This is a genomic window from Streptomyces sp. NBC_01210 (genome assembly GCF_036010325.1).
Lineage (GTDB): Bacteria > Actinomycetota > Actinomycetes > Streptomycetales > Streptomycetaceae > Streptomyces.
This window is the reverse complement of record NZ_CP108549.1, coordinates 1,647,251-1,658,413: the sequence shown is the minus strand read 5'-3', so window position 1 is coordinate 1,658,413 and position 11,163 is coordinate 1,647,251. Positions and strand designations below refer to the sequence as shown.

11 protein-coding genes are annotated in these 11,163 nt (G+C 70.3%); 10 read left to right on the top strand and 1 reads right to left on the bottom strand.

Features of this window, described 5'->3' with window-relative positions:
• Window positions 1–32: 32 nt before the first annotated feature.
• A complete protein-coding gene (locus OG735_RS07360) occupies window positions 33–2,240 on the bottom strand; it encodes an elongation factor G-like protein EF-G2 (protein ID WP_327322320.1) in 2,208 nt (735 codons plus the stop codon).
• A 264-nt stretch (window positions 2,241–2,504) separates the two neighbouring features.
• Here OG735_RS07360 and pgsA point away from each other — a divergent pair, with 264 nt between their 5' ends.
• The 10 genes from pgsA (at window position 2,505) to ruvB (ending at window position 11,046) form a co-directional block, all read left to right on the top strand.
• Window positions 2,505–3,170 (top strand): phosphatidylinositol phosphate synthase, encoded by a 666-nt coding sequence (gene pgsA, locus OG735_RS07355; RefSeq protein WP_327322319.1) that lies wholly within the window; start codon window positions 2,505–2,507, stop codon window positions 3,168–3,170.
• Entirely contained in the window at window positions 3,170–4,087 is a 918-nt protein-coding gene (locus OG735_RS07350) for a phosphatidylinositol mannoside acyltransferase (RefSeq protein ID WP_327322318.1), read from the top strand. The genes pgsA and OG735_RS07350 overlap by 1 nt, the downstream gene beginning before the upstream one ends.
• Window positions 4,084–5,247, top strand: a complete 1,164-nt coding sequence (locus OG735_RS07345) for a glycosyltransferase family 4 protein (RefSeq protein ID WP_327322317.1) — start codon at window positions 4,084–4,086, stop codon at window positions 5,245–5,247. Before OG735_RS07350 ends, OG735_RS07345 begins: the two co-directional genes overlap by 4 nt.
• Window positions 5,248–5,605: 358 nt before the next feature.
• Window positions 5,606–6,151 (top strand): hypothetical protein, encoded by a 546-nt coding sequence (locus tag OG735_RS07340; RefSeq protein ID WP_327322316.1) that lies wholly within the window; start codon window positions 5,606–5,608, stop codon window positions 6,149–6,151.
• 185 nt (window positions 6,152–6,336) lie between these two features.
• Window positions 6,337–7,185 carry a pyridoxal 5'-phosphate synthase lyase subunit PdxS gene (gene pdxS / locus OG735_RS07335; RefSeq protein ID WP_246340122.1) on the top strand — a complete coding sequence of 283 codons (849 nt, stop codon included), beginning with the start codon at window positions 6,337–6,339 and terminating at the stop codon, window positions 7,183–7,185.
• Window positions 7,185–7,778: a pyridoxal 5'-phosphate synthase glutaminase subunit PdxT gene (gene pdxT, locus OG735_RS07330; RefSeq protein ID WP_327322315.1), complete on the top strand. Its 594-nt coding sequence runs from the start codon at window positions 7,185–7,187 to the stop codon at window positions 7,776–7,778. The genes pdxS and pdxT overlap by 1 nt, the downstream gene beginning before the upstream one ends.
• Window positions 7,779–7,889: 111 nt before the next feature.
• A complete protein-coding gene (locus OG735_RS07325; protein ID WP_327322314.1) occupies window positions 7,890–8,642 on the top strand; it encodes a YebC/PmpR family DNA-binding transcriptional regulator in 753 nt (250 codons plus the stop codon).
• 145 nt (window positions 8,643–8,787) lie between these two features.
• The gene (ruvC, locus tag OG735_RS07320) at window positions 8,788–9,318 is read left to right on the top strand and encodes a crossover junction endodeoxyribonuclease RuvC (protein ID WP_327322313.1); all 531 of its coding nucleotides are present in this window, start codon (window positions 8,788–8,790) and stop codon (window positions 9,316–9,318) included.
• Window positions 9,315–9,947, top strand: coding sequence for a Holliday junction branch migration protein RuvA (gene ruvA, locus OG735_RS07315; RefSeq protein WP_327322312.1), 633 nt, complete (start codon window positions 9,315–9,317; stop codon window positions 9,945–9,947). The genes ruvC and ruvA overlap by 4 nt, the downstream gene beginning before the upstream one ends.
• A 19-nt stretch (window positions 9,948–9,966) precedes the next feature.
• Window positions 9,967–11,046: a Holliday junction branch migration DNA helicase RuvB gene (gene ruvB, locus OG735_RS07310; protein ID WP_327322311.1), complete on the top strand. Its 1,080-nt coding sequence runs from the start codon at window positions 9,967–9,969 to the stop codon at window positions 11,044–11,046.
• The last annotated feature ends 117 nt before the right edge of the window (window positions 11,047–11,163 follow it).

Below are 11,163 nucleotides of genomic sequence, written 5' to 3'. Positions count from 1 at the left end.
CCGCAAGGGCGCACAACGGGCGGCATCATCAACTACGAGCCATTTTCCGCCTGTTGACGGAGCTTCTCGGCCAACTGCGGCGGCATCGCCTCATGACGCGCGTACGAGCGGCTGAACTGCCCGGTCCCATGCGAGATCGACCGCAGATCCACCGCGTACCGCCCGATCTCGATCTCCGGCACCTCGGCCCGTACGAGCGTCCGCGACCCGACGGCCTGCTCGGTGCCGACCACCCGGCCGCGCCGCCCCGACAGATCGCTCATCACCGGACCCACATACTCGTCCGAGACCAGCACCCGCACCTCGGCGACCGGCTCCAGCAGATGGATGGGCGCATCCGCCGCCGCCTCCCGCAGCGCCAGCGCGCCCGCCGTCTGGAAGGCGGCGTCGGAGGAGTCCACCGAGTGCGCCTTGCCGTCCAGCAGCGTGATCCGTACGTCGACGAGCGGGTAACCGGCCGCCACGCCGCGCGCCGCCTGCGCACGTACGCCCTTCTCCACGGACGGGATGAACTGTCGCGGAACCGCGCCGCCCACGACCTTGTCGACGAACTCGATCCCGGACCCCGGCGGCAGCGGATCCACGTCGATCTCGCAGATCGCGTACTGGCCGTGCCCGCCGGACTGCTTCACATGCCGTCCGCGGCCCGCCGACTTCTCACCGAAGGTCTCCCGCAGCGACACCTTGTGCGGCACCACGTCGACCTGGACGCCGTACCGGCTGCGCAGCCGCTCCAGCGCGACATCCGCATGCGCCTCGCCGAGGCACCACAGCACCACCTGGTGCGTGGCCTGGTTCTGCTCGAGCCGCATCGTCGGATCCTCGGCGACCAGCCGCGAAAGCCCCTGGGAGAGCTTGTCCTCGTCCGCCTTGCTGTGCGCCTGGATGGCCAGCGGCAGCAGCGGATCGGGCATCGTCCAGGGCTCCATCAGCAGCGGGTCGTCCTTCGAGGAGAGCGTGTCCCCGGTCTCCGCGCGGGACAGCTTCGCGACACAGGCGAGGTCTCCGGCGATGACCTGCGGGAGCGGGCGCTGCTGCTTGCCGAAGGGCGCGGAGAGCGCGCCGACCCGTTCGTCGACGTCATGGTCCTCGTGGCCGCGGTCGGCGAGCCCGTGCCCCGACACATGCACCGTCTCGTCCGGACGCAGGGTGCCGGAGAAGACGCGTACGAGAGAGATCCGGCCGACATAGGGGTCGGACGCGGTCTTGACCACCTCGGCCACCAGCGGCCCCTGCGGATCGCAGCTGATCTGCGGGCGCGCTGCGCCCTGCGGGGTGGTGACGGAGGGAGCCGCAGGCTCCAGCGGGGTCGGGAAACCGCCCGTGATCAGCTCCAGCAGCTCGACCGTACCGAGACCCTGCTTGGCGCCATCGAGCGCCGGGGCGGCCGCGAGCACCGGATGGAAGATGCCGCGCGCGACGGCCTTCTCCAGATCCTGGATCAGCGTGTCGAGGCCGATCTCCGCGCCGCCGAGATAGCGGTCCATGAGGGTCTCGTCCTCGCTCTCGGCGATGATTCCTTCGATCAGCCGGTTGCGGGCCTCCTCGAGCAGCGGGGTCTGTTCCGGATCCGGCGGGGTCTCCTTACGCTCGCCGGAGGAGTAGTCGAAGATCTTCTGGGACAGCAGTCCGACCAGGCCGGTGACCGGGGCGTGGCCGTCGGGGGTCTGCGCCCCGTACTGCGGCAGATACAACGGCAGTACGGCATCGGGGTCGTCCCCGCCGAAGATCCGCCCGCAGACGCGGGTCAGCTCCTCGAAATCGGTGCGCGCGGTCTCCAGGTGCGTGACGACGATCGCGCGCGGCATTCCGACCGCCGCGCACTCCTCCCACACCGTCCGGGTCGCGCCCGCGATCGCATCGGCCTCCTGTGCCGCCGACACAACGAAGAGGGCCGCGTCCGCTGCTCGCAGACCGGCCCTCAGCTCCCCGACGAAGTCGGCATATCCGGGAGTGTCCAGCAGATTGATCTTGTACCCGCCCCATTCGACAGGGACGAGCGAGAGCTGTACGGAACGTTGCTGCCGGTGCTCGATCTCGTCGTAGTCGGAGACCGTGCCGCCGTCCTCGACGCGGCCCGCCCGGTTGACCGCGCCCGCGGTCAGCGCGAGGGCCTCGATCAACGTCGTCTTTCCCGATCCGCTGTGGCCGACCAGCACCACGTTCCGTACGGATGAGGGCTGGTCGGCCGTAGCCGCCCTGCCGGCGGCTCCGGGGTGTGCATTCGCCTTGTCGCCCATGATTCATGCCTCCCGATCGATTGCCCGGTGAGGAGAGGGGCCGCGGGTGCGGGGAGCCAGGAGGGAGGTCCCGGAGACGTCCGGGGCAGCTCCGGCGATGCCCGCGGTGGTCTTTCGAGCTTTCCACTCACGTCACGGTGCGTCCATACGTCGTACGCGACCGCGGGAGGCGGGTACCCGACGGTGGAGCGCGTCGGTCCTGGCTACGATGGGCCAGCCGGTGGCCGATGGGGCCATGCGGCCCACCGACCCTCCGGGAAGGCCATGCTGAACAAGTACGCGCGTGCATTCTTCACGCGTGTCCTCACACCGTTCGCCGCATTTCTGCTCCGACGTGGGGTGAGCCCCGACGCGGTCACCCTGATCGGCACGGCCGGAGTGATGGCGGGTGCGCTGGTCTTCTTCCCCCGGGGAGAGTTCTTCTGGGGCACGATCGTCATCACGCTTTTCGTCTTCTCCGACCTCGTCGACGGCAATATGGCGCGGCAGGCCGGGGTTTCGAGCCGCTGGGGCGCATTCCTGGACTCGACGCTCGACCGGGTCGCCGACGGCGCGATCTTCGCCGGGTTCGCGCTTTGGTACGCGGGCACGGGAAACGACAATGTGCTGTGCGCCGTCGCCATCTTCTGCCTCGCCAGCGGCCAGGTCGTCTCGTACACCAAGGCACGTGGTGAATCGATTGGCCTGCCGGTGGCGGTCAACGGTCTGATCGAGCGCGCCGAGCGGCTGGTGATCTCACTGGTCGCCGCCGGCCTCGCCGGACTGCACGCCTTCGGGGTGCCGGGAATCGACATTCTGCTGCCGATCGCGCTGTGGATCGTCGCCGTCGGCAGCCTGGTGACGCTGGGGCAGCGGGTGGTAACCGTACGACGGGAGTCCGCGGAGGCCGACGCCGCCGCGGCACAGGGGAACGAGGCTGAGGCGACGTGATGCGGGAGCGTCTGACCGACGGGCTGTACGGACTCGGCTGGAGCACCGTCAAGATGCTGCCCGAGCCGGCGGCCGCCGCGCTCGGCCGCACCATCGCGGACACCGCGTGGAAGCGGCGCGGCAAGAGCGTGCTGCGGCTCGAGTCCAACCTCGCCAGGGTGGTGCCCGACGCGAGCCCCGAGCGCCTCGCCGAGCTGTCGAAGGCCGGCATGCGCTCGTACATGCGCTACTGGATGGAGTCCTTCCGGCTGCCCACCTGGAGCGCCGAGCGCGTCACGAACAGCGTGGAGATCAAGGACGTCCACCATCTGAAGGAGGGACTCGCGTCGGGACGCGGCGTGATTCTCGCGCTGCCGCACCTGGCGAACTGGGACCTTGCGGGTGTCTGGGTCACCAGGTCCCTGGGCATCCCCTTCACGACCGTCGCCGAGCGCCTCAAGCCCGAGTCGCTGTACGACCGGTTCGTGGCGTACCGCGAGAGCCTGGGCATGGAGGTCCTGCCGCACACGGGCGGTTCGGCCTTTGGGACGCTGGCGCGGCGGCTGCGCGCAGGCGGCCTTGTGTGTCTTGTCGCCGACCGCGATCTGTCGGCCTCCGGCGTCGAGGTGAAGTACTTCGGCGAGACGGCGCGGATGCCGGCCGGGCCTGCGATGCTGGCCCAGCAGACCGGCGCGGTGCTGCTGCCGGTCAACCTCTGGTACGAGGACGCGCCGTTGATGAAGGGCCGGATCCATTCACCTGTCGAGGTGCCGGAGACAGGTACCAAGGACGAGAAGACGTCCTCCATGACACAGGCGCTGGCCGACGCCTACGCCACGGGAATCACCGAGCACCCGGAGGACTGGCACATGCTGCAGCGGCTGTGGCTCGCCGACCTCGCTGTGACGGATCAAGAGCGCCGGGAGGAACGGGCGTGAGGATCGGCATCGTCTGCCCGTACTCCTGGGACGTACCGGGCGGCGTCCAATTCCATATCAGGGACCTGGCAGAGCATCTGATCAGGCTCGGCCACGAGGTGTCGGTACTGGCGCCGGCGGACGACGAGACGCCACTGCCGCCGTACGTCGTCTCGGCGGGCCGGGCCGTACCCGTCCCGTACAACGGCTCGGTCGCCCGGCTGAACTTCGGCTTCCTGTCGGCGGCGCGGGTGCGGCGCTGGCTGCACGACGGCACGTTCGACGTCATCCACATTCATGAGCCCGCTTCGCCGTCTCTGGGGCTGCTGAGCTGCTGGGCGGCGCAGGGGCCGATCGTCGCGACGTTCCACACCTCCAATCCGCGCTCGCGCGCCATGATCGCGGCCTACCCGATCCTGCAGCCGGCGCTGGAGAAGATCAGCGCCCGGATCGCGGTCAGCGAGTACGCCCGCCGGACGCTGGTCGAGCACCTGGGCGGGGACGCGGTCGTCATCCCGAACGGCGTCGATGTCGGCTTCTTCGAAAGGGCCGAGCCGAAGGCGGAGTGGCAGGGCAACACGATCGGCTTCATAGGGCGCATCGACGAGCCCCGGAAGGGCCTGCCGGTGCTGATGAAGGCGCTGCCGAAGATCCTCGCGGAATGCCCGGAGACCCGACTGCTGGTGGCGGGCCGGGGCGACGAGGAGGAGGCAGTCGCGGTACTCCCGAAGGAAATGCGCTCGCGGGTCGAGTTCCTCGGCATGGTCAGCGACGAGGACAAGGCGCGGCTGCTGCAGAGCGTCGATGTGTACGTCGCGCCCAACACGGGCGGCGAGAGCTTCGGCATCATCCTCGTCGAGGCGATGTCGGCGGGCGCGCCGGTGCTGGCGAGCGACCTGGACGCGTTCGCGCAGGTCCTGGACCAGGGCGCGGCGGGCGAGCTCTTCGCGAACGAGGACGCGGACGCGCTGGCGGACGCGGCGGTAGGGCTGCTGCGGGACCCGGCGAGGCGGGCGGAGCTGCGGGCGCGGGGCAGTGCGCATGTGCGGCGTTTCGACTGGTCGACGGTCGGGGCGGACATCTTGGCGGTGTACGAGACGGTGACGGACGGCGCGGCGTCGGTGGCGGCGGACGAGCGCACGCCGGGGCTGCGGTCGAGATTCGGTCTGGCGCGGGACTGAGGGGGCGGCCGCGCTGCGGTGGGCTGCCCCGGGGGTGCGGGCGCGCTGCGGGGTGCGGGCGCCTTGCGGGGGTGCAGGGGCTGGGGGTGCGGGCGCCGTGCGGGGTGCGGGCCCTTGGTCGCTCGGGGCAGCCCGGTCCGCTCGGGCGCGGGATCGGGCCCTTGGTTGCTGGACGGCAGCCGGGTCCGGCCGGGCGCGCCCTGTGTCTGTCGTCTGTGGCGCGAAGCTGCCGCTCCGGGGTGTGGGGGCGCCAGCCCCCACGTACCCCACCCAAGGGGGCCTGGGGCCTGCCCCAGTTTCGGGAAGGGGCGGGTAGGGGAACAAACCTCCCCCGCCGCCACAGGTAGCCTTGCGGCCCGTGACCGTAACCCTCATCTGGATCGTCCTCGCCCTCGTCGCGATCGGCCTGTATCTGAGCTGGACCGCCGGGCGGCTCGACCGGCTGCACACCCGTATCGACGCCGCCCGCGCCGCGCTCGACGCCCAACTCCTGCGCCGGGCCTCGGTCACCCAGGAACTGGCCACCTCCGGCGTGCTCGATCCGGCCGCGTCGATCGTGCTGTACGAGGCCGCGCACGCGGCCAGGCAGGCGGAGGAGGAGCAGCGCGAGGTCGCGGAGAGCGAGCTCAGCGCGGCGCTGCGGGCCGTCTTCGGGGAGGCGGCGCAGGTCGAAGCGGTACGCGAGGTCCCCGGCGGTGAGGATGCGGCGGGCGAGCTTGCGCAAGCCGTACGCCGGGTCCCCATGGCGCGGCGGTTCCACAACGACGCGGTGCGCGCGGCACGGGCGCTGCGTCGGCACCGCAAGGTCCGCTGGTTCCGGCTGGCCGGACACGCGCCGTTTCCGCTGGCCTTCGAGATGGACGACGAGCCCCCCGTCGCGCTGGCCGACCGCCCGGGCACCTGACCGCCGCTCCTTCGATTCCAAAACGATCCACCGGCTGTGCATTGGCCCTTGCTGTGGACTGGTGCTCGGAGGTTGCATCTGTGAGGCATCAACCTTCTTTCACCGAGTGAGGTCCCTCCGTGTCCAGCACCCTCCCCACCACCCCGCAGGCCCCCGAGACCGGCACCGCGCGCGTCAAGCGCGGTATGGCTGAGCAGCTCAAGGGCGGCGTGATCATGGACGTGGTCAACGCCGAGCAGGCGAAGATCGCCGAGGACGCGGGCGCGGTCGCCGTCATGGCACTGGAGCGGGTCCCCGCCGACATCCGCAAGGACGGCGGCGTGGCCCGGATGTCCGACCCGAACATGATCGAAGAGATCATCGACGCGGTCTCGATCCCGGTCATGGCCAAGTCCCGGATCGGTCACTTCGTCGAGGCCCAGGTGCTGCAGTCCCTCGGCGTCGACTACATCGACGAGTCCGAGGTGCTGACCCCGGCCGACGAGGTCAACCACTCCGACAAGTTCGCTTTCACCACCCCGTTCGTCTGCGGCGCCACCAACCTGGGTGAGGCCCTGCGCCGGATCGCCGAGGGCGCGGCCATGATCCGCTCCAAGGGCGAGGCCGGCACCGGCAATGTCGTCGAGGCCGTCCGTCACCTGCGCCAGATCAAGAACGAGATCGCCCGCCTGCGCGGCTACGACAACAACGAGCTGTACGCCGCGGCCAAGGAGCTGCGAGCCCCGTACGAGCTGGTCAAGGAGGTCTCCGAGCTGGGCAAGCTGCCGGTGGTCCTCTTCTCCGCGGGCGGTGTGGCCACCCCCGCCGACGCCGCGCTGATGCGCCAGCTCGGCGCCGAGGGCGTCTTCGTCGGCTCCGGCATCTTCAAGTCGGGCGACCCCGCCAAGCGCGCTGCCGCCATCGTGAAGGCCACCACCTTCTACGACGACCCCAAGATCATCGCGGACGCGTCCCGCAACCTCGGCGAGGCCATGGTCGGCATCAACTGCGACACCCTCCCCGAGACCGAGCGCTACGCGAACCGAGGCTGGTAATGACCACTCCCGTGATCGGTGTCCTGGCTCTCCAGGGCGACGTACGGGAGCACCTGATCGCCCTGGCCGCGGCGGACGCCGTGGCCAGGCCGGTCCGGCGCCCCGAGGAGCTCGCCGAGGTCGACGGCCTTGTCGTCCCCGGCGGCGAGTCCACCACGATGTCCAAGCTCGCGGTGCTGTTCGGCATGCTCGAGCCGCTGCGTGAGCGGATCGCGGCGGGGCTGCCCGTCTACGGCACCTGCGCCGGCCTGATCATGGTCGCCGACAAGATCCTCGACCCGCGCTCGGGCCAGGAGACACTCGGCGGCATCGACATGATCGTCCGTCGTAATGCCTTCGGGCGTCAGAACGAGTCCTTCGAGGCGGCCGTCGAGGTCGCCGGCGTGGACGACGGCCCGGTCGAGGGAGTCTTCATCCGCGCCCCGTGGGTCGAGTCGGTCGGGGCCGAGGTCGAGGTGCTCGCCGAGCACGGTGGTCACATCGTCGCCGTACGGCAGGGCAATGTCCTGGCCACGTCCTTCCACCCCGAACTGACGGGTGACCACCGGGTGCACGCCCTGTTCGTCGACATGGTGCGCGCAGCAGTTCAGTAGGTTCGCGCTTCAGCGCCCCAACTGGGGGTGGTGGTCGGGAGACGGGCGGGCCGATCCCGGTAGGATCTCTGGGGTTCGTTCAGAAATTGGTTACGCGAAGGAGACAGGCAGATGTCCGGCCACTCTAAATGGGCTACGACGAAGCACAAGAAGGCCGTGATTGACGCCAAGCGCGGCAAGCTCTTCGCGAAGCTGATCAAGAACATCGAGGTCGCGGCCCGCACCGGCGGAGTCGACCCCGAGGGCAACCCGACGCTCGTCGACGCCATCCAGAAGGCGAAGAAGAGCTCCGTCCCGAACAAGAACATCGACTCCGCGGTCAAGCGCGGCGGCGGTCTCGAGGCGGGCGGCGTCGACTACCAGACGATCATGTACGAGGGCTACGGCCCGAACGGCGTCGCCGTGCTCATCGAGTGCCTCACCGACAACCGCAACCGCGCCGCCTCCGACGTACGCGTCGCGATGACGCGCAACGGCGGCTCGATGGCCGACCCGGGCTCCGTCTCGTACCTCTTCAACCGCAAGGGCGTCGTGATCGTCCCCAAGGGTGAGCTGAGCGAGGACGACGTCCTGGGCGCGGTCCTGGACGCCGGCGCCGAAGAGGTCAATGACCTCGGTGAGTCGTACGAGGTCGTCAGCGAGGCCACCGACATGGTCGCGGTCCGCACGGCGCTCCAGGAGGCGGGCATCGACTACGACTCCGCCGAGGCCAACTTCCTGCCGACCATGCAGGTCGAGCTCGACGAAGAGGGCGCGCGCAAGATCTTCAAGCTGATCGACGCGCTCGAGGACAGCGACGACGTGCAGAACGTCTTCGCCAACTTCGATGTCTCGGACGAGGTCATGGAGAAGGTCGACGCCTGACGGACGCTCAACTACGCGTACGAGGACGGGCCGACAGGGACACGCCCCTGTCGGCCCGTCCTCGTTGTCGGCCCGTTGTCAGTACGAGCGGATAGCCTGCAGCAACGCAGGAACACATGGTCGAAAGTGTGAGGGGAGGGGTAGCGTGCGAGTACTGGGCGTGGACCCGGGGCTGACCCGGTGCGGCATCGGTGTGGTCGAAGGCGTCGCGGGCCGCCCCTTGACGATGCTCGGCGTCGGAGTCGTGCGTACGCCCGCGGACGCCGAGCTCGGCAGCCGACTGGTCGGCATCGAGCAGGGCATCGAGCAGTGGCTGGACGAGCACCGCCCCGAATTCGTCGCCGTCGAGCGGGTGTTCAGCCAGCACAACGTCCGTACGGTCATGGGCACCGCACAGGCCAGCGCGATCGCCATGCTCTGCGCCGCCCGCCGCGGCATCCCCGTCGCCCTGCACACACCCAGCGAGGTCAAGGCGGCCGTCACCGGCAGCGGCCGGGCCGACAAGGCGCAGGTGGGAGCGATGGTGACACGTCTGCTGCGGCTCGACGCCCCGCCCAGGCCCGCCGACGCCGCCGACGCTCTCGCCCTCGCCATCTGCCACATCTGGCGCTCACCCGCGCAGAATCGCCTCCAGCAAGCCGTCGCTCTGCACGCATCGAAAGGCCGTACCGCATGATCGCCTTTGTGAGCGGCCCGGTCGCCGCCCTCGCCCCCACCACCGCGGTCATCGAGGTCGGCGGTATCGGCATGGCAGTCCAGTGCACGCCGAACACCCTCTCCGAGCTGCGCATCGGCAAGGAGGCCAAGCTCGCCACCTCCCTCGTCGTACGGGAGGACTCGCTCACGCTCTACGGCTTCGTGGACGACGACGAGCGTCAGGTCTTCGAGCTGCTGCAGACCGCGAGCGGTGTCGGCCCACGCCTGGCCCAGGCGATGCTCGCCGTGCACACCCCGGACGCCCTGCGGATCGCCGTGGCGACCGGCGACGAGAAGGCACTCATCGCTGTCCCGGGCATCGGCAAGAAGGGCGCCCAGAAACTGCTGCTCGAGCTGAAGGATCGCCTCGGCGAGCCGGTCGGCGCACATATCGGCAGGCAGGGCGTCGCTACCGCCGCCGCGGCCCCGATGGCCTGGCGCGACCAGCTGCACGGCGCGCTGATCGGCCTCGGCTACGCCACCCGGGAGGCCGACGAGGCGGTTGCCGCCGTCACGCCGCAGGCTGAGGCCGCCGTCGCCGCGGGCGGCACACCCCAGGTCGGCCAGCTGCTGAAGGCCGCCCTGCAGACCCTGAACCGCACCCGCTGACCCCACGAGGCCTACCACTGTGAACTGGGACGACACCGCACCGCCGACCGACGACACCGCAACCGAGCGGCTCGTCGGCGCGTCCGCCGACGGCGAGGACCAGGCCGTCGAGGCGGCGCTGCGGCCGAAGTCGCTGGCCGAGTTCGTCGGTCAGGAGCGCGTCCGCGAGCAGCTGGACCTTGTCCTGAAAGCGGCCCTCGCACGCGGCGCCACCGCAGACCATGTCCTGCTCTCCGGCGCCCCCGGCCTCGGCAAGACCACCCTCTCCATGATCATCGCGGCCGAGATGAACGCCCCGATCCGGATCACCTCGGGTCCAGCCATCCAGCACGCCGGCGATCTGGCCGCGATCCTCTCCTCCCTCCAGGAGGGCGAGGTTCTCTTCCTCGACGAGATCCACCGGATGTCGCGGCCGGCCGAAGAGCTGCTCTACATGGCCATGGAGGACTTCCGGGTCGATGTGATCGTCGGGAAGGGACCGGGAGCCACCGCCATTCCGATCGAGCTCCCGCCCTTCACCCTGGTCGGTGCCACCACGCGGGCCGGGCTGCTGCCGCCCCCGCTGCGCGACCGCTTCGGCTTCACCGCTCACATGGAGTTCTACGACCCCGCCGAGCTGGAGCGGGTCATCCACCGCTCCGCCCAGCTTCTCGACGTCGACATAGAGGCCGACGGCGCCGCCGAGATCGCAGGCCGCTCCCGCGGCACGCCCCGTATCGCCAACCGGCTGCTGCGCCGCGTCCGTGACTACGCCCAGGTCAAGGTGGACGGCCGGATCACCCGCGAGGTGGCAGCCGCGGCCCTGCGGGTGTACGAGGTCGACGCCCGCGGACTCGACCGCCTCGACCGTGCCGTGCTCCAGGCACTGCTCAAGCTCTTCGGCGGCGGCCCGGTGGGTCTGTCGACGCTCGCGGTGGCCGTGGGGGAGGAGCGCGAGACGGTCGAGGAGGTGGCCGAACCCTTCCTGGTACGGGAGGGGCTCCTTGCCCGGACCCCCCGCGGACGGGTCGCCACCCCTGCGGCATGGGCGCATCTCGGCCTCGTACCACCGCAGCAGGCGCCGGGCGCAAGCGGACAACCGGGGCTGTTCAGGGCGTGACGGCGCGGAGACTCGCACGGCCAGGAACCAGGGTGGGATGCTGGGCGTTGTTCCATCGATGCGGACTCGCTTAGACTCCGCCGATGCCGCCCTTCCAGGTCGGCGTGCCCACCCCCG

Coding starts and splice junctions, on each gene's coding strand:
- OG735_RS07360 (WP_327322320.1), bottom strand. CDS start 2,240: ATGGGCGACAAGGCGAATGCACACCCCGGAGCCGCCGGCAGGGCGGCT.
- pdxT (WP_327322315.1), top strand. CDS start 7,185: ATGACCACTCCCGTGATCGGTGTCCTGGCTCTCCAGGGCGACGTACGG.
- ruvA (WP_327322312.1), top strand. CDS start 9,315: ATGATCGCCTTTGTGAGCGGCCCGGTCGCCGCCCTCGCCCCCACCACC.
- pgsA (WP_327322319.1), top strand. CDS start 2,505: ATGCTGAACAAGTACGCGCGTGCATTCTTCACGCGTGTCCTCACACCG.
- OG735_RS07350 (WP_327322318.1), top strand. CDS start 3,170: ATGCGGGAGCGTCTGACCGACGGGCTGTACGGACTCGGCTGGAGCACC.
- OG735_RS07325 (WP_327322314.1), top strand. CDS start 7,890: ATGTCCGGCCACTCTAAATGGGCTACGACGAAGCACAAGAAGGCCGTG.
- pdxS (WP_246340122.1), top strand. CDS start 6,337: ATGGCTGAGCAGCTCAAGGGCGGCGTGATCATGGACGTGGTCAACGCC.